The organism is Streptomyces sp. NPDC002701, assembly GCF_042889045.1.
Lineage (GTDB): Bacteria > Actinomycetota > Actinomycetes > Streptomycetales > Streptomycetaceae > Streptomyces.
In genome coordinates, this window is sequence record NZ_JBIAQL010000004.1 from 285811 (window position 1) to 310211 (window position 24401).

Consider the following 24401-nt stretch of genomic DNA (forward strand, 5'->3'; position numbering starts at 1 on the left):
CCGTTATCTCCTTCGCCGGAGCTGTTCGGTGCAGGTGCAGCGCAGCAGGGGTTGCTCGTTCTCCGCCAGGGTGCTCCAGTCCGCCGCCGTCCTGCTGAGCCGGCCCGCGCCGTCGAAGTCCATGATCGAGAGCAGGTCGAGCAGCTTGGCCAGCGTGCGGGCCGTCTCCTTGCCGGTCGGTCTGGTCCGCTCCTCGCACAGCCACACCGCGTGCAGTAGCTGGTCGACGGTGCGGCGCAACGGCGTGCCCTCCGCCGCCACCAGGCCCTGGGCGCGCTCCCGCCGGGCGTCCGCCCCGCCCGGATAGGGCGCCTGCGCGATCTCCAGCAGTTCGGCGCACCACTCCAGGGGGCGGCCGGGGAGGGTGGCAGCGAGGTGGGTGACGACGTCGTCGGCGCCGCCGGACACCAGGTGGTGGTTCATCCGGTGCGCGGTCGGGGAGCGGAAGGCGCCGCCCGAAGGAGCCTCTCCCCCTGCCTCGCGCCGCGCGTAGTGGTCGCGGAGCAGGTGGTGGTCGGCGTACCAGGCGGCGCCCTCGGGGCGGAGGCCGTAGAGCCGGTGCACGAGGAGCTGGCGGAGGCCGAAGTCGCCGATGAAGTGGCGTTCGCAGACGGGCCAGCCGGTGTCGGTGAGGAGCCGGGTCACATGATGGGCGGTCAGGTGGTGGAGGTGGCCCGACTGGTGGTGGCGGAGCAGTACGTCCGCGCACTCCGTGTCGTGGGCCACCGACAGATGGGTGAGGAGGTCGAGCCAGTGCGCGTGGTGCTCGGTCGGCAGGCGTACGGGGAGCTGGTCGAGGATCAGTTCCCGTAACAGCACGTCTGTGACGGGACGTTCGGGGGCGTTGTCGCCAGGAAGCCGTAAGGGGGCCTCCAGGATGTCCCGGTCGTTGGCGTCGGCCGGCATGCGGAAGGCGGCTGCCGCTGCGGCGAGGCGGATCACCGTGTGGGGCCGGCCCCCGCTCAGCCGGGCCACGGCGGCGTCGATCCGGCGGCGGTCGGTGCCGCCCTCGGGCTCGGCGTGCTGCTGTCTTCGCACGGTCTCCCGGCGGAGCTGGTCGCCGGTGAGCAGGGGCATCCGCAGCAGGAGCACGCCGTCGGCGAGCGGTGCCCGGTCGGCGCCTTCGTCCGTACGGCGGGACCAGGCCGGCGGGGAGCCGTCGGCGGGGCGGTACTCCGCCGGGGGTGTCGCCTCCTCGGGCGGCAGGCCGCCGTGCAGGAAGGCGCCGCCGTCCGCGCGGCGTGCCGTGCCGACGATGACGACGCGGTCGCGCTGCCCGCCCCGGCGGTCGGTGAGTACGGCGCGCAGCAGCTGCTCGCCCAGCGGCGACTCCGCGTGGTCCAGCAGCAGGCCCGGGCGGCCGACCCGGCGCAGCCAGCCGACGGGTGAGGCGTAAGCCGCCTCGAGGTCCTCGCGCAGGGCCCGGAAGAGGAACCCTTCCGCGACCTCGCGTGCCTCGCCGCCGGCCCGGAAGTCGGCGGCGAGGATACGCAGTCCGATCCTGGGCTGGCCGGCCGCGCCGGGATAGGCGCCGTAGAGCCGTTGCAGTTCCGCCTTGCCCCGGGGGGCCGCGCGCTCGAAGAGGGCGTCCAGCAGGGCGTTGCTGACGGCCGCCGAGTACGGGTCGAACACCTGGCCGGAGAGGGTGGTCAGCAGGTTGCGGGTGGTGCCGTGCAGCACCCCCCGCCAGAAGTCGCCGGCGCCCAGGCCGCGCAGCCGTGGCCGCTGGGCGAGCTCCTCGTACCGCTCGGCCTCCGTGGCCACGTCCTCGGGCGTACCGTCCCCGGCGGCGGTGGCGGTCATGGCGAGGCCGGCGAAGAGCCGCGGGAAGGCGAACGAGCCGCCCGTGCCCTGCCAGGTACGCAGCCGATGGGCGACCTCGACCAGGGCCTCGGTGGCGGCCGAGCGGGCGCCGGGCTCCGGGTCCGCGCGGTCCGCGTACACCGGGGAGGCACAGTCCAGGTGGATCACCGGCACCTTGGCGGCGAAACGGTCCCGCACGGCCCGCAGCAGCCGGCCCTTGCCCATGCCCGGGCCGCCGGTGAGCAGCACGACGGGCGGGTCGGGGCCGTACAGCAGATCCCGGCCGGCCCCCGACGGCGCCCGCCCGAACAGCCGGGCGAAGAAGCCCTCCTCGCCGACCAGTCTCTCGAAGCCCAGTTCTTCACACACGGTTCCCCCATGCAGTGCCTGCCCGCCCGGGAGCGGGTGACCCGTGACCGATGTGCCAGAAAGATTCAGTGGAACACGGAAGGGACTGTTCGGACAACGGGGGTTGCATGGAGGGGAGTTGGCCGCGGTGCCTACGGAGGCCGGTCCGGCGTCGGCCACCTGTACGGCAGCACGTCCGAGACGCCGGGGAGGACGTCCGCGTAGGTCGTGGAATCCCCGCGGACCAGGACCGAGCGGTGGCCGCGGTGGAAGGAATCTCGCCCGGCGGCGGGACTGCACCCTCGGCGGAGGTCTCGGAGCGCCCTGCGGGTGTCGACCGGCATGCCTGGCCGCGCACGCGCTGGAGCAGATCGGGGCCAGGCGCCGACGGCCGCCATTGCCCCTGTCCAGTTAGGCTGAGCAGCGATCATCCGTACGGGCGGGGAAGCGATGCCATGACGAGCGCAGAAGGCAGACACACGACGGGAACGGGGCGTCCCACCTCACGGGACGTCGCCCGGCTCGCGGGCGTGTCACACACCGCCGTCTCCTTCGTCTTCAACGGCCGCGCCGAGGGCAACCTCTCCCCCGCCACCCAGGAACGTATCCGGCTGGCCGCCGCCCAGCTCGGCTACCGGCCCGATCCCGTCGCCCGCGGCCTGCGCCGCCGCCGTACGGCCGTGATCGGGCTGGTCACCGACGAGATCGCGTCCTCCCCCTTCGCGGGGCAGCTGCTGCGCGGGGCGATGGAGACGGCCTGGGCGAGCGAACACCTCGTGCTCACCATCGACTCCGGCGGGGACCCCGCCAAGGAGGACGCGGCCGTCGCCGAACTCCTCGACCGGCGGGTGGACGGCATCATCTACGCCGCCATGTCGTTACGCCGCGTCCGCGTCCCCGAGGGGCTGCACCGTACCCACTCCGTCCTTGCCAACTGCCTGCCCGAGGACGACTCCCTGCCCGCCGTCGTCCCCGCCGAGCGGGCCGGCGGCCGTACGGCGGCCCGGCTGCTGCTCGACCACGGGCACCGCAGGATCGCCCACATAGGCGGACTCGACGACATCGCGTCCGTGGAGCGGCTGCGCGGCTTCCGTGACGCGTTGCGCGCCAAGGGGATCACCGTCCCCAAGGAGTGGGTGGTACGCACCGGTGGAGAGATCGCCGGTGGCTACGACGGCGCCATGCGGCTGTTCGACGGCGCGGACCCGGCTCGCCGTCCCACTGCCGTCTTCTGCTACAACGACCGGGTCGCAGCGGGCGTTCTGCACGCCGTGACCCGGCTCGGCGTCGCCGTCCCCGCCGAACTGTCGGTGGTCGGCTATGACAACCAGGAGCACATGGCCGCCTTCCTCACACCGTCCCTCACGACGGTCGCGCTGCCGCACCGGGAGATGGGTGAGTCCGCCGTCCGCGTCCTGCTCGACGCCATCGGCACCGGCCGTACCCCGCCGGCTACGGCCCGCCGCCTGGCCTGCCCATTGGTGACTCGTTCGTCGGTGGGTCCGGCCCCAGCTGTGTGACGAAGCAGGGGCCACCGCAGGGCCGGTGCGGCGGTGTCGTTCCGTGCACCGCCGGGAGGACCGACAGGGCGCGCTCATCGGCCGCAGGCGCTGCCCAGCGACGTCAGGACAGGTGACGTGAGGGCGGACGGGATGACGGGCCCGATGCTCAGTTCAAGGTCGGTCCGACCAGCTCCCACGCCGTGACGGCCGAATCGGCGCCCGTGACGGTCAGTTGGGGCGCGTCGCCGGGGCGTCGGTAGACCCGCTCGGTCACCGTGGCCCGGTCGTCGACGAACACCTCGTAGAGCGAACCGTCTACGAGGACACGGACGTTCAGTTCCGCACCGCGCGCCACTCGGACCTCCACCGGCGCGGGCCGCCCGGCGCGGTGTACGGCCAGGGTGCCCGAGGTGGGGTCGATCCGGAGCATCAGCCCCTCCCCCAGGCCGACCGTTGTGACCGTGCGGGCGGTGACTGTCAGGTCGTACGCCTCGGGGAGCCGCGTGCCCGTGCCCGCTCGGGTGACGAACGGCTCCGGCGCCCGCAGCGTCTCCAGCTCCGGCGCCGGCAGGACCCGCAGGGTGCCGTCGGCGTGGACGTCGACGACACGCGGCGCGGTGAGCACGCCGGCCCAGCCGGCCCGCTCGGCCTCGCCGGGTCCGCGGGACTCCCAGGACCAGCCCCACATCAGCGCCCTCTCGGGCTCCTGCAGGACGGCGGGCGCGTAGAAGTCACGGCCGTGGTCGAGAGGGCCGCCGGTGCGCGGAGTGAACCGCAACCCGGCTTCTGCTGACGGTTCCAGACGTCCCGTCAGGTAACCCGTCGCACTCGGGTCCCCGTTCCACAGTGACACCAGCAGCACCCAGTGCCCTCCGGGAGTCACCAGAAGCTGTGGGCACTCCCAGCCGACGGCCTTGTCGCCGAACGCGTCCACCGCCACCGGGTCGTCACCGTCCAGGAGCACACCCGCGAATCGCCAGTCCGTCAGGTCGTCGCAGTCGTACAGCAGGACCGAGGGCGTGCCGTCGGCGTGGCCCGCGCCGACCAGGGCCCAGCGGCGGCCGGCGTGCCGGAAGACGAACGGGTCGCGGAACATCACCACGTCCAGGGCGTCCGGCGGGCCCGGCACCACGGGCAGGGACAGCGGCTTCCACTCGGTCAGCGCCGGGTCGTCCGGGTCGGCCGCGCGGGCCAGGCACACGGTGCCGACGCCGGTGTGATGGTGGTCGATGCCCGTGTAGACCGCTGTCGGTACTCCGTCGTCGTCGACCACGCAGCCGGACCAGCAGCCTGCCTCGTCGGGCCCGCCGGGCGTCGGGGTGAGCGCGATCGGATGGTGCTGCCAGCGGGCCAGGTCGGGGCTGGAGGCATGACCCCAGTGGACGTTGGTGTGCACCGGTGCGTCCGGGTTGTGCTGGTAGAAGAGGTGGTAGCGGTCACGCCAGCGGAACGGACCGTTCGGGTCGTTGATCCAGTTGGCGGGCGGGCGGACCCGGAAGCGTGGCGCGTTGCTGTCGCGGCTCAACGGTTGACTCCTGCGGAGGTGATGCCCTCACGAAGAGGGCGTTGTCCCACGACGAACACGGCGACGGCGGGGAGCATGGAGAGCACCACACCGGCGAGCACCACCGAGACGGACCCGGTGCCGAGGTTGCCCTGGAGGGAGACCAGCCCCAGTGGCAGGGTGTAGTTCTGGCCGGAGGTCTCCAGGATCAGCGGGCGGAAGAACTCGTTCCAGTGGTAGTTGAAGGCCAGTACGCCGACGATCGCGAGACCGGGCGCGGCGAGCGGGGCGTACACCGAACGGAACACGCGCCACGGGCCCGCCCCGTCGAGCATGGCCGCCTCACCCAGGTCCTTCGGCATGCCCAGGAAGTACTGGCGCATCAGGAAGGTGCCGAACGCGGTCGGGAACACCGGGACGATCAGGCCGAGCAGGGTGTCGGTCAGCCCCATCGACTTCAGCACCAGGAACACCGGCACGATGGTGACCTGCAACGGCACCATCATGGTGGCCAGGACCAGGGCGAACAGCGGCTTCTTGAACCGGAACTCCATGCGGGCGAACGCGTAGCCGGCGAGCCCAGCGGTGATCATCTGACCGACCGCGATCAGCGCCGTCACCAGCGTCGAGTTCAGGGCGAGCAGCCAGACGTCGATCTGCGTGAAAACCCCGCGGTATGCCTCGACGGTCGGCTCCGAGGGAATGATCTCCGGCGGCAGGTCGAACGACTCGGCGGGAGTGCGCAGCGAGGTGCAGACAGTCCAGATGACCGGACCGAGGGTCAGCAGGGCGCAGACGGCCAGCGCGGCGATCCGCGCCCACGGCGCGAGGGAGTGACGCACCCGGCCGGTGGTCAGGGTCGTGTTGCTCAAGGGACTCACCCGGCTCACTGGTAGTGGACGAAACGCCGGCTGAGCCGGAACTGGAGGGCGGTCACCGCCATGATCAGCACGAACAGCAGCACGCCCACCGCGGACGCGGTACCGAAGCGCAACTGCTCGAAGGCGCTCTCGTAGATGACCATCACGACGGTGCGGGTGGAGTCGCCGGGACCGCCGTTGGTCAGCACGTACGGCTGCTCGAAGACCTGGAGCGCGTTGATGATGCCGACCACGGACGCCACCAGCAGCGTCGGCGACAGCAGCGGCAGGGTGACGTGCAGGTGCTTGCGGGGCCCGGTGGCACCGTCCAGGGCAGCGGCCTCGTGGACCTCTTTCGGGATGGTGTTGAGTCCGCCCACGAACAGCAGGAACGAGAAGCCGAACTGCTGCCAGACATAGACCAGTATCACCGTGGCCATCGCCCCGTTCTCCGAGGTCAGCCAGGGCACCGGAGTGATCCCGACCAGGCCGAGCAACCAGTTCACCAGCCCGAAGTCCTGATTGAACAGGTATTTCATCACCACGGAGATGGACGCCGCGGACAGCACCAGCGGGAAGAAGAAGGCCGACCGGAACACCGATCGCAGCCACACCGGCATCCGCCCGTTCACCGCGATCGCCAGGACCAGCGCGATCAGCAGTTGCAGCGCGACCGCCAGCACCATGAAGAGCAGCGTGTTACGGAAGGAGACCAGTACGGTCGAGTCGCCGAAGACCTCGCCGTAGTTGGCCGCCCCGGCGAAGGTCGGATCGTCGATCACGTTCCAGTGGAAGAGGCTCAGCACCACCGAGCCGACGATCGGAACGACCGTGAAGACGACGATGCCCACGATCGTCGGCGCCAAAAACAGCGCGGCCAGCAGCCTCGTGCCGCGCTCCCGCGCGGCAGGACGGAGCACGGCCGCGGGCGGCCGGGGCGCCGGCTGCGACGGGACCGGCGGGGTCTGGATGTTCGTCATACGTCACGCTCCATGGCCTTCTCCAGATCGTCCTGAAGCCGGCGCAGCGCCGGACGAACCGCGCGCGGGGACGACAGGGCGGTGCCGGTGTGCTTCAGCAGCACCTGCTCGACCTCGGCGACCTGGGCCGGTGCCGGGATGGGTCCCGTGTCGGGGAACCGGTCGAGCGTGTCGTAGAAGACCCGCCAGTGGTCGGGGCCGGTCTCCCGGTAGCGGTCGGCTGTCAGCATCGACCGGCGCGCCGGCGTGGTCTGGTTGGTGGTGAACAGCCGGGTCAGGGTGTCCTTGCGGGCGGCGTACTTGATGAACTGCCACGCCTCCTCCTGCCGTTCGGAGGTGCGCAGCAGCGCGTAGCCCGCCGCTCCGAACTGGTGGCGTTGGGTACGCCAGCGCGGGAAGTACTGCGCGTCGTAGCCGTCGGCGGGCATCCCCGCCTGGTGCAGGCCGCCGGCCCAGAAGCCGCCCGCGGGCGTCACTCCGACCCGACCCGTGGAGAACACGCCGACCAGGTTCTGCCCGTTGCCGCCCTCGGGACGGGTGCACAGGCCCTCTTCGATGAGGGAGGCCAGATACTCGTACGTCTCCTCGAAGCGGGCGCCGGTCGCCTGCGGCGTGGTCCAGCGGAAGCCGCCGCCACGCCCCCGGCGCTGTTCCGCAGGGTAGAAGGCGTCCCACAGCCAGTCTCCGCCGGGCGCCTTGGACTCGGCCAGCAGATTGGTGCCGTTGGCGAAGAGCCAGGGCACCACCCCGCCCCACAGCCGGTTGGTCCAGAAGTACGGCGTGAAGTGGGAGCCGCTCGACTTCTTCATCCGGCGCAGCAGCGCGGTGAAGTCGTCCCGGGTCCAGTCGGCCGGTGGACGGTCGGCGCCGGCCCGTCGCAGCACCTGCCGGTTGAGATACATGTCGGCCGCGTTGAACTCCACGGGCAGCTGGTACAGGCTGCCTTCGTACATCATCGACTCCACCAGTGAGGGGTGGACGTCGGCGAAGTACTCCCGCAGCTCGTCGGCGTCCCGCCGAACCCAGTGGTCCAGGGGCGCCCCGAGCTGCCGTGCGAACAGCTGCACGCCCTCCGTCGCGACGTAGACCAGGTCAGGGGCCATGCCCGCCGCGATCTGGGTGAGGATCTTGGCGAAGAAGTCCGACCAGTCGACGGCCTGCACCGCGTTGATACGGAGCTTGATGTCGGGGTACTGCTCGGCGAAGCCCTCCGTGAGGGCGCGCACGGCGGCCGGGCCGTAGGCGGGGCCCAGGGTGGCCACGACGAGGGAACCGTCGTCGCGCCCGGGGATGTCGGCCGCGGTGAGCCGGTCCCAGGAGGCGGCCGTGCCGGCCAGCGCGGCGGCCGCCGCACCGTAGGCGCCGTACCGCAGCAGGCTGCGGCGGGTGTGCGAGTCGGTCATCGAAACGGGCCTAACTCGTGTTAGTCGAGAGCTGATGCCACCGATGATGGGAAGCGCGTCGCATGCCTGTCAAGGTCCGGGAACCCCTTGACCTTTAACGAGTTAGGTCTACAGTCCTGGTTCCACATGAGCCGCCGTTCCGAGCCACCGATTCCCGGGGCCCGATCGAACGAGAGGAACGATGTGTGATGCGTGGACCGTCCAGACGAGCACTCTTCGCCGGATCCGCCGCGAGCGCCGGCGCCGCACTCCTGCCGACGGCGGGCCCCGCCGCGGCGAGACCCCGCGCCGCCGCCCCGGCCTGCGCCCGCTACCGGGCGGCCTACCACTTCACCGTCCCCGACCAGTGGAAGAACGACCCGCAGCGCCCGATCTGGATCGACGGCGAGTACCACTACTACTACCTCTACAACCCGGACTACTTCGCCGGCGGCACCACGGCGGGCACCGCCTGGCGCCTGGTCACCAGCACCGACCTGGTCCGCTTCACCGACCGCGGAATCGCCGTCCCGAAGGACACCACGCCCAACGGGGACGTCTGGTCGGGCTCGGCAGTCGTGGACACGCGCAACACGGCGGGCTTCGGCGCCGGCGCCGTGATCGTGCTCGCGACCATGGAACCGGCGGGCGGTGCGCAGGCCCAGTACCTGTACCACTCCACCGACGGCGGCCGCACCTTCCGCCCTCACGGCACCGCCCCGGTCCTGCCCAACCCCGGCGCCCGCGACTTCCGCGACCCGAAGGTGATCCGCGACGAGGAGCGCGGCCGCTGGGTGATGGCGCTCGCCGAGAACAACAAGGTGGGCTTCTACCACTCGGCCGACCTGAAGAGGTGGACATACGCCGACGGCTTCATCAAGGACGGCATCGGCGTGCTGGAGTGCCCCGACCTGTTCCGGATCACCGCCGAGGACGGCACGGTGAAATGGGTCCTCGGGGTGAGCGCCAACGCCAAAGGCGCCGGGTTGCCCAACACCTACGCCTACTGGACCGGCGCCTTCGACGGCAGCTCCTTCGCTCCCGACACCTCGGACCCGCAGTGGCTCGATTACGGCTGGGACTGGTACGGCGCCGTCACCTTCGAGAAGAGGAACGCCGACGGCTCCCTCGACGAGCGCACCCGCCACGCCATCGGCTGGCTGAACAACTGGGACTACGCCAACACCACGCCCACCATCGACACCGACGGGTTCAACGGGACCGATTCCATCGTCCGAGAGGTGACCCTCAAGCGCGCCGCCACCGGCACCTACCACCTCGCCTCCCGCCCGATCGCCGCCCTGGACCGGTACGTCTCGCGCACGGTGCGACTGGGCGACCTGGAGGTCGAGGGCACGCGGGTACTGGACTACCGCGGTACCGCCTACGAGGTGAGCTGCGAGATCACCTGGGACCAGCTCACCGGCGCAGGTCTCCAGTTGCGCCGCTCGAACGACGGTACCCGTCACGTCGACGCGGGGGTGTACCGCGACTACGCCTTCCTCAACCGGCGGACCACCGTCAACCCGGATGCCTCGGGACGCTGGCAGGAGAGCAAGAGCCCGCTCGATCCGTCGGCGCGGCGGGTGCGGCTGCGCATTCTGGTGGACCGCACGTCGGTGGAGATGTTCGTGGACGACGGCCGGTACGTGCACACGTCGGAGGCATTCCCGTACCTCATCGACAACCGGCTCGCGCTGTTCACCATCGACGGCCGGGCGGTGTTCCGGAACACGGTGATACGGGAGTTCACTGTGTGAGGCCGCCGATCTGGCAGCGGCGACTCTGCTGCTCCTGCGGGAGTAGCAGGGCTGCTGGGTCCGCGGGGAGCGGGGCGGCTCTTGCTGGCCGGACACTGGCCCTGAGAAGGCCGTTGGGTGCGCTCCGTTTCCGGTAGGCAGACAAGGCTGTTCTCGACGTGATGGCCGGTGGTGGCGGCAGCCGCCAGGACCTCATCAGTGACGGCTCGCAAACAAACCAGGCTCTCACTCATAAGGATCATGATCACCTTCATCCGCTCCCGGCAGCCCACGCCCCACCGTGACCACCCGTATTTGTTGCCGCTGCCTGCCGGAATGGCGCTCGCAGAGAGTCACGGTGTTGCGGCCGGGCTCACCGGTCAGGGGCACCGGGGTGAGTGCGGACACGGTCGGGACCTGCTGCGTGAGGCGAGCTTCAGCCTGCCAGCCGACGGTGTCTCAAGCTGCGACCCCAGGTCTGGCTCGGAGCTTCGATATAACGGTAGGTCAGCAAGCACAGGGGCAGCAGTACGGCGAAGAACGCCATTTCGAGCACGAGACTGTCCTGCCGACGTCGGCCGGCCGTGCTGTCGATGACCGTCAGCAGCAGTGGATGCACCAGATACATCGAATAGCTGATCGTTCCCAGTCCGGTCAGGAAGCGCGGCGCGTACCGGCTACGCAACGCATGTCCAACACCGAAGGTAAGCACAGCCAGCAGGAATGCGGTGATCCAGCCGCGTCTCGTGAAGTGGTCACCGTCGCCCCACCGGTACGCGCTGCCTACAGCGCAGACGGCCACGGCGACGGCGGTGCCTGTCGTGTAACGCCAGGTGCATTGACCGTTCTCGGCACGGTAGACAGCGGTGCCGAGGAACATCACGGCGAGAATCACCAGGCCCTCCCACAAAGGGACAGTACCGTTGAACAGGACAAGTACGAGCGCCAGCATCCCGCCCAGCACGCCCCCGAACCCCCGGAGCACGGCTGAGCTGGCACTCGCACAGCACAAGGCGACCCCCATGGCGATCGAGGCGATTGCGATCACCGGGCCGGTGCCGATGAGGCCGGACAAAGAGGAGGGCGGCAGCACCACCCCTGCCGCCACGCTCCCGGCGGCGAGCACGGCAAGGATGACCGCGACCGCCGCGGACCGCCGGTGGCAGCGGACCGAGAAGAGAGCGACGACCAACAGGTAGAAAGACATCTCGTAGGAGAGCGTCCACAGGACAAGCAGGAGACCGGGCGTCCCCAACAGCTCCTGGAGCATGGTGACGTGGGCGACAGCCGCAGTGACGGCGCTCTGCGGACCAAGGTCACGTATCTCCGCGATGCCCAAGGCGTTGCAGGCCAAGAGCACGGTCACGACAGCCGCCCACAGCGGGTACACACGGAAGATCCGTCCGATCCAGAACGTCCGGACACAGCCCTGGCGCTCCAGCGAGCTGGGGATGATGTAGCCGCTCACCAGGAAGAACACCATGATGCCGTAGCGACTGGTGTTGAAGTACGGCATCAACTCCCGCCGGAAGTCCGCCATGAAGGTGTACGACGAGTGGTCGAACACCACGACGAGGGCGGCGATACCACGTAGTGCGTCGAGCCAGCCCAACCGTGACGACCGGGCCGCCGAGAAGACGGTAGGCAATCGCGAGATAACAGACGATGACTGCTTTGGTGAAGCGGTGCCGAGGAGTGGGAATTTCATGGGTGAGCAGAGTCCTCTTCGATCAGGCAGGCCCAGGTCGGGTGCGCTGATCACGACTTCACGGGCTGGAGCATTGTTCGGCAGTACCGTTCTGGCGACCGAACAATGAACGGGGTGCAGGTATGGCGGGGCGTCGTGAGGTGCCGGTGGATGCGGCGGAGGGGCCGGTGCAGCAATTCGCGTTCGAGTTACGCAAACTGAGAGCAGAAGCGGGCGGGATCACCTACCGGTCGCTGGCCCAGCGGGCGGGCTACTCAGTGACCACGCTCTCCCAGGCGGCGGCCGGCGAACGATTGCCGACGCTGCCGGTCGTCCTGGCCTATGCGGGAGCGTGCGGTGCAGACCTGCCCGCATGGGAGGCCCGGTGGAAAGCGGCGGTGGAGGAGTCTGCTGGTACCGACTCCCGGGACGAGGACGGAACACTCGCGCCCTACCGAGGTCTTGCACGGTTCGACACTGGGGACTCCGGCCTGTTCTTCGGCCGGGAACAGCTCACCGCCGACCTGGTCGACCTTCTGCGCCGTCAGCGGTTCGCCGCTCTTTTCGGCCCCTCCGGCAGCGGCAAGTCCTCCCTGCTGCGGGCCGGCCTGATACCCGCCCTCCGGGGCGCTCAGGAGCCGGACCCGCGCCCGGCCAGGATCCGGATCCTGACCCCGGGTGAACATCCCGCCCGCAACCACGCGCCCCTTCTCACACCCGCGACACCCCGCGACGGCAGCACGGGGGCGGACACGATCGTGATCGTCGACCAGTTCGAGGAGGTCTTCACCCTCTGCCACAACGCGGACGAGCGCACTCGGTTCATCGATCTGCTGCTGACAGCCCGGCGGCCCGAAAGCCGTCTACGAGTGCTGCTGGCGGTGCGCGGCGACTTCTACGGTCGCTGCGCCGAGCACCGCGACCTGGCCGACGCACTGCGCGACGCCAATCTCCTGGCCGGAACGATGGACCAGGCAGAACTGCGGGACGCCGTCGTCAAGCCGGCCAAGGCCGCCGGCCTGATCGTGGAACGCGCCCTGACCGCCCGGCTGGTCAAGGAGGTCGCCCACGAACCCGGCGGGCTGCCGCTGCTGTCCCACGCGCTACTGGAAACCTGGCGTCGCCGCCGCGGCAAGACACTGACCATGGCGGGATACGAGGCGGCGGGATGCCTGGACGGCGCGATCGCCAAGACCGCCGAGGAGGTCTACAGCCGGTTCACCGGGGACCAGGCGGCTGCCGCCCGCCGGGTGTTGCTGCGCATGGTTGCCCCCGGTGACGGCGCCCCCGACACCCGCCGTCCTGTCAGGCGCGCGGAACTGTCCGGGAGCGGCGGCCGGGATGGCGCCGGCCAGGTGTTGGAGGCACTTGCCGGCGCACGTCTGCTCACCGTGGACGGCGACACGGTCGAGATGGCACACGAGGCCCTCATCACGGCCTGGCCCAGGCTGCGCGGCTGGATCGACGAAGACCGCGAACGACTGCGTGTACACCGGAACCTGACCGAAGGGGCTCACGTCTGGCATGAACTGGGGCACGAAGAGGGCGCTTTGTATCGGGAAAGCAGGCTCGCCGCCGCTCTGGAGCAGTTCGGTGACGCATCGCGCAAGGAACTGACCGACTTGGAGCACGCCTTCCTCGACGCCAGCCGTAAACACGAGCAGAAAGGCCGCCGCCGATACCGGCTGGTGCTCACTGCGGTCACCACCGCCCTGTGCCTCGCTCTCGTCGCCGCCGGACTTGCCGTGGGGCAGTGGCAGAACGCGGTCACCGCGCAGCACCTGGCCCAGTCCCGGCAACTGGCCGCCCAGTCCGGTGCACTACTGGACTCCGAACCAGACCTCGCCGCACTGCTCGCTGTCCACGCCTACCGGACCAGCCCGACCCGCGAAGCAACCGCCGCCCTGTATGCCGCCGCGGCGCTGCCGCTGCGCAAGCGTCTAATCGGCGGCACCGAGCCGGTGGATTCCCTCGCCCTCAGTCCGGACGGGCACGCCCTCGCCACCCACAGCAGGGACGGCAAGATACGGATGTGGGAGCTACCCGAAGGCCGACTCCGGCACACGTTCTCCGCACATGGCGTCCGTGAGGTCGTAACGTTCAGCCCCGACGGACGCACCCTCGCCGTCACCACGACCGGTGACAGCGACGGGCTGGCCTTGTGGGAGCCGGTCACGGGCAAGAAACTCAAAACCTTCGCCGTCCCTGACAGCTCGGTACGCGGGATGGCCTTCAGCCCTGACGGACGCACCGTGGCCGCTGCCTCCGCGCTGGCGGTACGCGTATGGGACGTGGCCACCGGTCGGACGCGGCACCGCTTCACCAGCCACCCCGACCCGCAGGCGGTCACCTTCGGCCCCGACGGACGCACCGTAGCCGCGGCGGGCGGCGACGGACTGGTGCAGGTATGGGAGGTGGCCACCGGCCGTGTCCGGCACACCCACGACAGCCAGATCAAGGCTGTCACGGTGAGATTCAGCCCAGACCGCCGGACCTACGCGCTGGTCCGCGTCGACGGTTCGGTGCAACTGCGGGAGGTGGCCACCGGGATCATCCGGCACACCTTGAAGGACCTTCCCGTCGGGTTGAACGAGGTGGCCTTCGCCCCGCACGGACGGACGCTGGCCGTCCCGGGTCCTGCGGACACGCTGCGACTGTGGGACACCGTCTCCGGCGCAGCGCAGACCACCCTGACTGCCGGTCACCGCGGACGAGGAGCCATGAAGGTGGCCCTCAGCGCGGATGGCCGAACGCTGGTCACCAGCAGCAACCTGGATCCCCATGTCCGTGTCCATCGCCTGCCCGGCGATCGCCCGCGCACCACTCTGCGCGGCCATTCCAGCACCTACGTCGCGGGCATGGCGTTCAGTCGGGACGGACGCGCGGTGGCCACGGTGCGGCGAGGGCCGCCCGGCCGTGGGTCGGTACAGCTTTGGGACACCGGAACCGGGCACCACGCAGCCTCATTGGCACTCGACACCGACCCGGCACTCCGGGAAGAGCAGCTACCGGTCACGGTCAACCGTCTCGGGACCGTGGCATTCAGCCCGAACGGACGCGTCCTGGCTGCCAGGACCGGCAAACACAGGGTGGTCGAGGTACGAGACATTGCCACGGGCCGCCTTCACCAAAGCCGTGCCCTGGGCGCCGTCGACACGGCAGTCTTCAGTCCCGACGGGACACGGCTAGCCGTCGTCAGCAGGGATAGTTCAGTGCGAATCTGGCACCTCGCAACCGGGGCACTGCACACCCCGCACACCGGCCACAGCGCCCCCGTCAGGGCGGTGGCGTTCACCCCGAACGGCCGCACACTCGCCGTCGTGAACACCAAGGCCGACGGCGAACAGGTCACTCTGCTCGACGCCGCAACCGGCCGTACGCAGCGCACGATCGAGCCGGGTGCCAGGAGCCCGCTGTCCCTCGCGTTCAGCCCGGACGGACACACCCTGGCCACCAGCAGCAACAGATCTGTGAAGACCTGGGATGCACGCACCGGCCGGCTCCTGGACAGCTTGAGTGTCAGCAGCACGGCGGCTCTGGGCTTCAGCTTCGACGGGCGCACCCTGGCCATAAGCAGCGTCGGAGGGGTCCAGCTCTGGGACCTCGCCACCGGCCAAGTCAGAATCACCTTGCCGACCCGCTCGCCGGAAGCCGTGGCGTTCAGCCCGGACGGACGGACCCTGGCCATCGGGACGGACGGGTCCGTCGGGCTGTGGACCGTCGACCTGCCCGACCCGATCCGTGCAATCCGCACCATCTGCACCGCCGTCGACACCACCCTCACCCCACTGGAACAGTCCCGCTACCTGAACGGCCAGACCGCGCAAGGCGACTGCCAGCAAGCCGAGTGACAGCGGCATCGATCTGTCGCCCGGAATGATCGATGTGGCCCGTCGCCATCACCATGGGGTGCGGTTCGATCTCGGTTCCATGACGGACCTTGCCTTGGCTGACGCCTCCGTGACTGGTCTGGTCGCCTGGTACTCATTGATCCACATTCCTGACGACGAGATCAGCTCGGTTCTTGCGCATTTCCGTCGAGCGTTTCGACCCGGCGGGCCTTTGCTGCTCAGCTTCCATGTCGGCGCGACGGGTCGCAGTTGAAGACGGAGGGCTATGGCGGGCACCCGATGAAGATCTATGTCCATCGGCGGCAGCATGACCAGACGATTGAGTGGCTTTACGAAGCTGGCTTCACCGTCGAGACGCACAAGACTCTCACCTCCGCCGAGAGCAAGTTGGAGGGAACATCCTCGCGCGTCGTCAGCCTTGAGCGTCTCCGCCCGTCGCCTGGCGGAGACGGGATCAAGTGGCTCGTGCGGCGATCTCGCGGAAGGTCGCGATCCCGACTTGTCGCTCAATCGACAGAAGGGCCCTGGGTTGCCTTCTCGTAGGTGACGAGTTCCTCTGGTGTGCCGAGAAGGGCGGGACGGCATGCGGTCGGCAGTCGTTCCACGACGAGGGCAACGGCTCGCGCGGCTGTCTCCGCAGCCCCCACGGTCTGTGAACGTAGCGGGCCCGAAACCCAGTAACGGCCGTCGGCTGCTGGCTGAATATAGGGGATGTCCCACGTCCACCGTTGCTCGGTGCACCGGCTGAAGTGCAGCTCCCCCATGCCCGTCCAAGGGAACAACTGCCGCAGGCTCGGTTCAGCGTAGGCGAGTTCCAGCAGTTCCGGACGCACGCGTCCGTCGGCGCGGACCGCTGTTCAACCCTCTTCGACCCTGTCCTCGCTCGATGGATTCGTTCTCATCGAGCCATCTTGAACGCCGTGCCCTCGGTGTCGCGAGGTAGGACCGGTGCTTGCTCGTCGATGTTTACGGAGCGGCGCCTTACGAACCCGGAGGCCGATCAGGGCCGGGACGGGTCGGCGAACAATCCCTTGGTAGTGCAGCGGCATTCTCCGCCGTGACCAGACGCAGGCAGCGTGACCGGCGCATTTCATCGCGGCAAGTCGCCCAGTGCTGCGGATGCCAGTCGTGCCGCTGGTGGTAGTGGTGCGTGGTGAGGGCATGCCTCGAACGCCTGGATCACCAATCCTGCGAAGCGTCGGGAGGCCATGACCTGGGTGGCGGTCGATGTGGCTTGGATGCCCTTGTTGGCCATGAGTACGAGAATCAGGTCGTCCAGGACGAAGTCGGGCCGCAGGTGCCCTGCTTCCTTGGCTCGTTGAGCCAGTGCGGCGACTGCTTGCACCGTGTGCTCGCGGCCCGCTGCGACATCCGTCACCCCGGGGAAGGCCGACAGGAAGGCTTCGGTGAAGCCCCGGTCGCGGGCGTGCAGCTCACAGATCTTCTCGATCACCAGGCGCAGGCCGCGCCACGGATCGGGATCCGCGCATCCCTCGTCGACAATGGCGCGGCATGCCTGCAGTTGGTCCGCGAAGGCGTCGGCTACCAGCATCTGCTTGGTCGGGAAGTGACGGTACAAGGTGGCAGGTCCCACACCGGCACGCCGCGCGATCTCCCGCATCGGCACGTCCAGGCCCTCGGCGGAGAACAGCGCTCGGGCGGCGTCGAGGATGCGTTCGCGATTCTCCCGCGCGTCGGAACGCAGGGTATGAGGCAAATGATCGGTCACCACTCTCACTTTACGTAAACGGACGGGGGTGTCCGCTACCGTCCAACGGGTCGAAGTTCGCCGAGATCATCAGGGCGCGCAGCGCTGAGGATCCATCCTTGGCGGCGGCGTGCAGCCCTTCTCGTCAGGCGGCGACCGGTGGCGGGTGTGGAGCAGGATCGCGCTTGAGCGGTCCGGGGACGTGGAGACGACAGTGAAGGCAATTGCGATCCAGACGTACGGAGGTCCTGAAGGACTGGCTGTGGTCGACCTGCCGGTACCCGCACCCGCTGCCGGGCAGGTGTTGATTGCCACTGAGGCGGTGGGCGTCGGTGGTGTCGACACCTTGATCCGCAGCGGGGCTCTGGCCGCCTACGGCTTCAAGGAGGGCCACATCCCGGGTGGCGAGGTGGCGGGCACCGTGACCGCGATCGGCGCCAGCGTCGACGCGTCGTGGATCGGCCGGCGGGTGTGGGGCTTCACCGGCACCGGCGGAGGCTACGTCGAACAGGCCGTCGCGCCGGTCGAGGAGATCCTTCACCTTCCCAGCAGCCTGTCCGCCGTCGACGCGGTCACGCTCGGCAGTTCCGGCGTGGTGTCCCACTTCGGGCTTCGCCACGCCCACTTCGCTCCCGGGGAGACGGTTTTGGTGCGTGGCGCGGCCGGCAGCATCGGGATCATGACAGTGCAGCTTGCCGCTCGCGGTGGTGCCGCCGTGGTGGCGGTCACCACATCGTCGGTCGAGCGCGGCGAACGGCTGCGCCGTCTCGGCGCGACCCATGTGCTGAAGCGCTCCGGCGACGGGGGCGAAGACGCTCCCGCGGGCTATGACGTCATCATCGACGTTGTGGCCGGTGAGGACATGCCGTCGTTCCTCGACAGGCTCAACCCGAACGGCCGGTTGGTGGCCGTGGGCGCTGTCGCAGGTCAGCCGCCAGCAGACTTCGGCACGAAGATCATGACGGCGTTCCAGAAGTCGATGTCCTTCGCCGCTTTCAGTGCAGCCAGCGTCCCCCGAGCCGACCGGCGTGCCGTGCGCATCGAGCAGTTCGCCGCAGCCAGTCGCGGCGAGATCGAAACGGTGGTGCACGAGCTGCTGCCGCTGGAGGAAGCCGTGCTGGCGCACCAGAAGATGGACGCGGGTGAGGTCTTCGGCAGGATCGTGCTGACACCGTAGCCTCCGCGCTCGCCGACTGGGAGGTGTCCTTTCCGGGGCGGGGTCGGGTGAGCCCGCGTAAGTCCCGCCGCATGGAGATACTGTGCTGCTGCGTCAGCCCGTCAGGACCGACGCGACGAGCCCTCGCACAGACCAACAGACGTAACTCGCCGGTGAGTTCAGAGGAAGGCCGGCGGCGGGGCTTCTCCTGGGGAGGCCGCACCGGCGCAGTGGTTTCATCCGGCTGTTCAGCGCAGGTCGAGTACCGCCTTCCCGATGATGCCGTTCTCGACGGTCTCGTGCGCTGCCGCCACATCGTCGAGGCTGAAGGAGTGCACCGGCAGGGGCGTGAGAGCGCCCTGGCGCAGGGCTGCCGTGATCTCGGCGGCGGCGCGCAGCAACGCGTCCCGCGGTTCGGTGAGGAACAGCGCGAATCGCAGCACCAGGTTGGACCACATGAGCCGGAAGACGGGCAGGGTCGGGTCATCGAGCTGTGCTGCGTAGGTCACGATGATGGCTCCCGGGCCGGCGACTGCCAGGTCCAGTTCGAGGTTGTCGGTCAGGGAGACCTCGATGATCCGGTCGACGGGTCCGGCTCCGTCGAGGATCTGCTGTGTGGCGTCGGCGTCCCGGTAGTTCACGACGAGGTCTGCGCCCGCGGCCCTGGCCAAGGCGGCCTTTTCCGGTCCGCTGACCGTCGTCACGATCCGTGCGCCCGCGATCCGGCCGAGCTCGATCGCGTAGTGCCCGACGGCACCCGCACCGGCCGCGACGAGTACCGTGCGGTTGCGCGGCGATCCGTCGGCGTGCAGACACCAGTGCGCGGTCATCGCAGGTATACCGAGGCAGGCGCCGAGTTCGTCGGAGATTCCGTCCGGCAGCGCAACGGCCTGCTCGGACGGCACTACGGTCCACTCCGCCGCGGTCCCCCACGGATGGCCCGCGCCGGCCATCCAGATCCACACGCGCTCGCCGACCCGGCTCGGGTGGACACCCGAGCCGACCGCGTCGATCGTGCCTGTGCCGTCCTGATGCGGGATGCGGCCGGTGCGCTCGCCGACGCGCTGGAAGTCCTGCGGGGTGGAGTTCAGGCGCATGAACATGTCGCCCGGGTTGATCGCAGAGAGTGCGACGCGGATGCGGACCTGACCGGGGCCGGGCTCGGGGCGCTCGACATCGAGCACCTGCATCACGCTCTTCGCGGGACCGGGCGTGTCGTAGAAGGCTGCCCTCATTGCTGCATCTCTCCTCTTGATCGTGGATTGATCGTGGCGCGATCCGGGGCACCTGTCGGGGACCGCACACATCACCACGGCGGGGCCACGTACCGCGTGGTGGTCTGGTTCCTTGGCTGCGAGATCGCCGCCTCGCGAACAGTCAGCCGAGGTCAGGGGCCTTCCCTGGCCGTGGCTGTCGCTCTACAGGCCGGCAGCGACGCTTCGCATGACCGATTCCAGCTCGTGCTCGCCTGCCGGCGTCTGCACACCGTGCTCCAGCGCACCTGTCATGAGTCGCGCCGGCAGATCGCCGCTCACCAGCTCGGCCCATGCGTCGTTCTCGGCTTGCAGACCTTCGGCGAGGTCCGCCGGAGGGACCAACTGCTTGGTGGCGGCGATGAGTTCCGGGGACAACGCGGCGATCTTCTCCGCCACGCCGTCGACAAACGTGTCCAGCTCGGCCGCTGGTACCGCACGGTTGATCCATCCGTATGCGGCCGCAGTGTCCGCATCCACCAGATCGCCGGTGAGCAGCAACTCCAGCGCCCGGTTGCGCCCGACCCGCTCGCGCAGGTACTGCGTGCCTCCGCCCCCCGGCACGATGCCCATCAGTACCTCGCTCTGGCCAATGCCCGCGGTTTCGCGCGCGGCGAAGATCATGTCGGCCGCTGTGATGAACTCGGCGCCTCCTGCTCGCGCCTTGCCCACCAGTTTGATGATCGTCACCTGCGGCTGGTGGCGCAGCAGTTCGCCGACTTTCTGAAAGAGGTTGGCATACGGGTTGCGGTCCGCGACTGCCTGCAGCTCGTCCATCTCGTCGAGGATGTGGATGTCGACATGGGCGATGAAGAACTCGGGGTTGGCGCTGGAGAACACGATGACGCGGACCGAGCGGTCGTCCCGGAGCGTCCCGAGAACGTCGTGCAGTTCGCGGATCAGGGTTCCGCTGAGAACGTTGACAGGGGGGTTGTCCAGGGTGATCCGCGCGACTCCGGCATCGATGGCGACACGGAGGGTCGTGTACGGGGTCAGGTTCATGAGTGCTCCAAGGTTTGCGATGAGCTAGTAGGTTTGCATCGCATACCAACCCTGGGATCTGCTCCACGAACGGTCAATAACGCACTTTTCGCAAACTAAGGATCATGATGGATACCAGCCCTTCACCCCTGCCTCCCCGTGGCACCCCGCGATTCAGCGCCGAGTGCCCGAGCCGGCCCATCCTCGATCAGATCTCCGACAAGTGGTCGATGATGGTCATGGCGGTTCTGGAGCGACCGACACGGTTCAACGAGATCAAGCGCCAACTGGAGGGCGTCACACAGCGGGTACTGACCCAGACGCTGCGTAGACTCGAACGCAACGGAATGATCAAGCGCCGGGTGCTTGCGACCTCCCCGCTCGGCGTGGAGTACTCCCTCACGCCCCTCGGTGAGTCGTTCCGCGGCCCTTTCACACGTCTGCACGAATGGACGATCGAGCACAGCGACGAGGTCCTGTCAGCGCAGCACGAGTACGACGAGCGGTCAGCGGGTCAGTAGCCGCCCGGTCAGCCCTTGGGCATCCGACCTGCGTTGACGTGCCACCGGCGCCGGACGGAACACCTGAGTTGACGCGACGCTGGAACGGGCGAGGGATCGCTTCTCGCTGTCTCATGAGTGCCGGTGATAAGCCTTGTTGGCGATGCGCCACCTGTCGCCGACGCGGACCAGAAGGAAGAGGTCGGTGAAGGTGTCCGCGCCGTGCTGGAGCGTCATGGTCGCGGTCGCGATGGTGCCGTGGACGTCGACGGTGTCGATCCGGCGAGAGCGGCCCTGTTCGTCCGGGGCCGAGTGGCCGTGAAAGAGAGCGCAGTATTCGTCCAGAGGCCACGAAACGAAAGCACCGCCCCGGATTCCCTCGATGTGGGCGGTGGGCAGGAACGCGTCGCGGAAGTGGGTGGGCTCGCCGGTGGCATGTCCGCGTATGTAGGCGCGGAGCGGTTCGAGAACGGCGTCCGGCACAGCGGGGGCCGTGGCTGCAACGGCGATGTCGGCGTCGGGGGCGGCAGGGGTGTCAGCCAGACCGACGGCGCTGCGCAGAGGCGTATTCGACGCGTCGGCCAGCAGAGTCATGTCCTTGACCAGTGCACCGATCGTGAAGTCGGCGGTGCCGACGGACGACCCACCGTCAAGGAAGGCGCGTTTGCGGGCCACGAGCCCACCGAGCTGGCCGAGTTCGAGGACGTCCAGCGCCTGCGGGCGCTGCAGGCCGAGGGCGTCGGCCTGCCGCAGTGAGTCGCGCAGTCCGAGAACGGCGCCGGCGAGGCTGTTGTTGGCGATCAACTTGAGCGCGGCGGCGGTGGCGGCGTCGTCGACGCGCCGCACGGTGCCGAGCGCTTCCAGGACCGGTCGGGCCCGAACGAGCGCGTCCTGGTCGGCGGCGGCGAGAATCTGCAGGTCGCCCGGGGCGACAGCCTGCACGGAGCCGAGTACGGGCGCGTGGACGTAGGACGGGCCGAACTGCCGGGCCAAATGCGCCGCTTCGGCAGGGGCGATGGTGCTGGTGTTGAGCACGATCGTGTCCGGTCGCAGCGAGTCACGGACGTCGTCGAGAACTTGCCGGCAGGCCGGGCCGTCGAACAACGCCAGGAGCACGAGGTCGGCCTGTGCCACTGCCTCGTTCGGGCCGCTGGTCGTCTTGACGGCGCCTGATGCGCGCCCTGAGCGTGCCCAGCCGACGACGTCCCAGTCCTGGGCAGTGAGTCGAGTCGCGATCGCGCCACCCATGCGCCCCAGGCCGAGGACAGCGATCGTGTGCGGTGTGGTCATGCCCGCCACAGTGGCGTACCGGGAGGACTGCGACAAGCGCACATCATGCAGGCCGGCCATGCGAGAGACGCATGCCGACCGTGCATACTGATGCCATGGATCTGACGGTGTGGCGGACCTTCGTGACCGTGTGCCGACTCGGGTCACTGTCGGCGGCGGCCGCCGAGCTCCATCACACGCAGTCGGCCGTCTCACGGCAGATCGCCGGGCTGGAGCGGCAACTCGGCGTACCTCTGGTGCAACGCCATGCGCGCGGTGTGCGTCCGACGCCGGCCGGTGAGGTGTTCCGGCACCACGCCGTGGCCACGCTCAACGAGGCGGACCGCGCTGTTCGTGCCGTACAGGACGTCCGTGACGGGACGTTCAATCGACCGCTGGCTGTCGGCGCGACACCGTCTCTGGCCGCAGGGATCGTTCCCGAGGCCATCCGAGGGCTGCTCGAGCGAGCCGGATCCATCCGGTGGAACCTGCTACCGGGCCTGAGCGCGCAACTGCACAACCGCGTGATCGCCGGCGATCTCGACATCGCTGTTGTCACCGATGCACCGCCGGGGCTGCCCCATGACCCACGGGTTGAACGCCGGTTCCTCGGTCTTGACGACATGGTCGTCGCACTGCCCGTCGACCATCCGCTGGCCGGGCGCGGCCCGGTGCACATGCAGACGCTGGCCGACCAGACCTGGGTCGAGGACAACGACGGTTCGGCGGCGCTTCTGCGCCAATACTCCGCCCGCGCCGGGGTGAGCGTCCGCATCGACCTCACCGCAGCCGATCTGGTCGGCAAGCTGGCCCTGGTCGCGACCGGTCACGCCATCGCGCTGATACCCGGCGTACTGACGGGCGCTCTGCGGACCGGAGTCACCACCTTGCCCCTCGTCGATCCTCCGACCCGTGGCATCTACGTCATCACACCACGCCGTGATCCCCACCCCTCCGCAGCGCCCCTGCTCGACCAACTCGCCACAGCCTTCGCCTCGGTCCGTCCTACCCACACTCCTCATCAGCCGACGGAGAAGGACGCGGATGCCGCCGCGCTGACATTGCACGACAGCGCTACGGACACGCCCTGAGCGTGGACCGTTGTGCCAGGGCAGCTCGGCGCCGGCCGCTCATCACCGCGCTCAGGTCGCGGACGAGGCTCCTGCCGCCCGGCGGGCGGGGTCCTCTCCCGGTCCCCTCCCCGTCGTCGGTCATCTTCGCGCGAGGATCGCGGACAGGCCGAACTCGAAGCGCTCGCCAAATGATTCCGCGTCGAGATGGCCGAGGGTGCGATGGAGGGCGGGATGGGCCGTCTTGGAGACCGCGTTCGCCAGACGGCCGTTCGGGGACTGGTGGGCCGCTGCCTGTTCTTCCTGGGTGAGGCCGAGGGCCAGGTAGATGATCGTCCACGCGGTCCAGGCGGACTCACGCTCGTCCAGACCGCTGTCCAGCAGCGCGGCCACCAGGGTGTCGGCGAAACGCAGGGTGTGCGGCTCGGCGGCGTGGGTGCCGACGACGAGCGTGGCGCCGTCGCGGTGGGCGAGCAGCGCGCGGCGGTACCGGCGGGCCAGTTCGCGAACGCGCTCGTCCCAGGGGGCGGGAAGGTCGTCCAGCGAAGCTTCGCCGACGACGGCGTCCGCCATCAGCTCCAGCATCCGGGCCTTGGTCTTCACATGCCACAGCACGGTGTTCATCCGTACGTCGAGCCGGCCGGCGACCGCCCGGGTGGACAGGGCGTCCAGGCCCTTTTCGTCCAGCAGTTCCAGCGCGGCACGGATCACCGTTCCGGGGTCCAGCCTCGGGCCGCGGTCCTCACTCACTTGCCTCTTGGTCATCGACCTAGTTTACTGCGGACCGGATAATTGGTCACTGACCTAG

The 24401-nt window shown here is 69.2% G+C and carries 19 protein-coding genes; 7 read left to right on the forward strand and 12 right to left on the reverse strand.

Features of this window, described 5'->3' with window-relative positions:
- Positions 1-3: 3 nt before the first annotated feature.
- Complete coding sequence (locus ACFYXC_RS13870; protein ID WP_389550713.1) at positions 4-2172, reverse strand: hypothetical protein; 2169 nt, start codon at positions 2170-2172, stop codon at positions 4-6.
- A gap of 434 nt (positions 2173-2606) precedes the next feature.
- On the opposite strand from ACFYXC_RS13870, the gene ACFYXC_RS13875 reads away from it, so the two are divergent.
- On the forward strand, positions 2607-3671 hold the full coding sequence (locus ACFYXC_RS13875; protein ID WP_389550715.1) for a LacI family DNA-binding transcriptional regulator: 1065 nt from the start codon (positions 2607-2609) through the stop codon (positions 3669-3671).
- A 148-nt stretch (positions 3672-3819) separates the two neighbouring features.
- On the opposite strand, the gene ACFYXC_RS13880 is transcribed toward ACFYXC_RS13875, so the two are convergent.
- Genes ACFYXC_RS13880 through ACFYXC_RS13895 form a run of 4 tightly spaced genes read right to left on the reverse strand, consistent with a single transcriptional unit; the run spans position 3820 to position 8400 of the window.
- Positions 3820-5178 (reverse strand): glycoside hydrolase family 32 protein, encoded by a 1359-nt coding sequence (locus ACFYXC_RS13880; RefSeq protein WP_389550717.1) that lies wholly within the window; start codon positions 5176-5178, stop codon positions 3820-3822.
- Positions 5175-6047, reverse strand: coding sequence for a carbohydrate ABC transporter permease (locus ACFYXC_RS13885; protein ID WP_389550720.1), 873 nt, complete (start codon positions 6045-6047; stop codon positions 5175-5177). Before ACFYXC_RS13885 ends, ACFYXC_RS13880 begins: the two co-directional genes overlap by 4 nt.
- Positions 6044-6997, reverse strand: coding sequence for a carbohydrate ABC transporter permease (locus tag ACFYXC_RS13890; protein ID WP_389550723.1), 954 nt, complete (start codon positions 6995-6997; stop codon positions 6044-6046). The genes ACFYXC_RS13885 and ACFYXC_RS13890 overlap by 4 nt, the downstream gene beginning before the upstream one ends.
- A complete protein-coding gene (locus tag ACFYXC_RS13895; RefSeq protein ID WP_389550726.1) occupies positions 6994-8400 on the reverse strand; it encodes an ABC transporter substrate-binding protein in 1407 nt (468 codons plus the stop codon). The genes ACFYXC_RS13890 and ACFYXC_RS13895 overlap by 4 nt, the downstream gene beginning before the upstream one ends.
- Before the next feature lie 188 nt (positions 8401-8588).
- On the opposite strand from ACFYXC_RS13895, the gene ACFYXC_RS13900 reads away from it, so the two are divergent.
- Positions 8589-10139 carry a glycoside hydrolase family 32 protein gene (locus tag ACFYXC_RS13900; protein ID WP_389550729.1) on the forward strand — a complete coding sequence of 517 codons (1551 nt, stop codon included), beginning with the start codon at positions 8589-8591 and terminating at the stop codon, positions 10137-10139.
- Between the two features lie 415 nt (positions 10140-10554).
- On the opposite strand, the gene ACFYXC_RS13905 is transcribed toward ACFYXC_RS13900, so the two are convergent.
- Positions 10555-11826 carry an acyltransferase family protein gene (locus ACFYXC_RS13905; RefSeq protein ID WP_389550732.1) on the reverse strand — a complete coding sequence of 424 codons (1272 nt, stop codon included), beginning with the start codon at positions 11824-11826 and terminating at the stop codon, positions 10555-10557.
- A 167-nt stretch (positions 11827-11993) separates the two neighbouring features.
- Between ACFYXC_RS13905 and ACFYXC_RS13910 the strand changes: the two genes are divergently transcribed.
- Both ACFYXC_RS13910 and ACFYXC_RS13915 read left to right on the forward strand, forming a co-directional pair.
- Positions 11994-15656, forward strand: coding sequence for a helix-turn-helix domain-containing protein (locus ACFYXC_RS13910; RefSeq protein WP_389550735.1), 3663 nt, complete (start codon positions 11994-11996; stop codon positions 15654-15656).
- A gap of 25 nt (positions 15657-15681) precedes the next feature.
- A complete protein-coding gene (locus ACFYXC_RS13915) occupies positions 15682-15909 on the forward strand; it encodes a class I SAM-dependent methyltransferase (protein ID WP_389550737.1) in 228 nt (75 codons plus the stop codon).
- A gap of 253 nt (positions 15910-16162) precedes the next feature.
- Here ACFYXC_RS13915 and ACFYXC_RS13920 read toward each other — a convergent pair whose 3' ends face one another.
- Positions 16163-16489: a DUF6193 family natural product biosynthesis protein gene (locus tag ACFYXC_RS13920; RefSeq protein WP_389550740.1), complete on the reverse strand. Its 327-nt coding sequence runs from the start codon at positions 16487-16489 to the stop codon at positions 16163-16165.
- Positions 16490-16746: 257 nt separating this feature from the next.
- Positions 16747-17385 (reverse strand): TetR/AcrR family transcriptional regulator, encoded by a 639-nt coding sequence (locus ACFYXC_RS13925; protein ID WP_389550743.1) that lies wholly within the window; start codon positions 17383-17385, stop codon positions 16747-16749.
- 193 nt (positions 17386-17578) lie between these two features.
- Here ACFYXC_RS13925 and ACFYXC_RS13930 point away from each other — a divergent pair, with 193 nt between their 5' ends.
- Positions 17579-18541: a zinc-binding dehydrogenase gene (locus ACFYXC_RS13930; protein ID WP_389551638.1), complete on the forward strand. Its 963-nt coding sequence runs from the start codon at positions 17579-17581 to the stop codon at positions 18539-18541.
- 227 nt (positions 18542-18768) lie between these two features.
- On the opposite strand, the gene ACFYXC_RS13935 is transcribed toward ACFYXC_RS13930, so the two are convergent.
- Complete coding sequence (locus tag ACFYXC_RS13935) at positions 18769-19755, reverse strand: NADPH:quinone reductase (protein WP_389550746.1); 987 nt, start codon at positions 19753-19755, stop codon at positions 18769-18771.
- A 183-nt stretch (positions 19756-19938) separates the two neighbouring features.
- Entirely contained in the window at positions 19939-20775 is an 837-nt protein-coding gene (locus ACFYXC_RS13940) for an enoyl-CoA hydratase/isomerase family protein (protein WP_389550749.1), read from the reverse strand.
- A 107-nt stretch (positions 20776-20882) separates the two neighbouring features.
- Between ACFYXC_RS13940 and ACFYXC_RS13945 the strand changes: the two genes are divergently transcribed.
- Positions 20883-21275: a winged helix-turn-helix transcriptional regulator gene (locus tag ACFYXC_RS13945; RefSeq protein ID WP_389551641.1), complete on the forward strand. Its 393-nt coding sequence runs from the start codon at positions 20883-20885 to the stop codon at positions 21273-21275.
- Positions 21276-21386: 111 nt separating this feature from the next.
- On the opposite strand, the gene ACFYXC_RS13950 is transcribed toward ACFYXC_RS13945, so the two are convergent.
- On the reverse strand, positions 21387-22544 hold the full coding sequence (locus tag ACFYXC_RS13950; protein ID WP_389550751.1) for a nuclear transport factor 2 family protein: 1158 nt from the start codon (positions 22542-22544) through the stop codon (positions 21387-21389).
- Positions 22545-22639: 95 nt separating this feature from the next.
- Here ACFYXC_RS13950 and ACFYXC_RS13955 point away from each other — a divergent pair, with 95 nt between their 5' ends.
- Positions 22640-23614: a LysR family transcriptional regulator gene (locus ACFYXC_RS13955; RefSeq protein WP_389550754.1), complete on the forward strand. Its 975-nt coding sequence runs from the start codon at positions 22640-22642 to the stop codon at positions 23612-23614.
- A gap of 120 nt (positions 23615-23734) precedes the next feature.
- Here ACFYXC_RS13955 and ACFYXC_RS13960 read toward each other — a convergent pair whose 3' ends face one another.
- The gene (locus ACFYXC_RS13960; RefSeq protein WP_389550757.1) at positions 23735-24358 is read right to left on the reverse strand and encodes a TetR/AcrR family transcriptional regulator C-terminal domain-containing protein; all 624 of its coding nucleotides are present in this window, start codon (positions 24356-24358) and stop codon (positions 23735-23737) included.
- Positions 24359-24401: the final 43 nt, after the last annotated feature.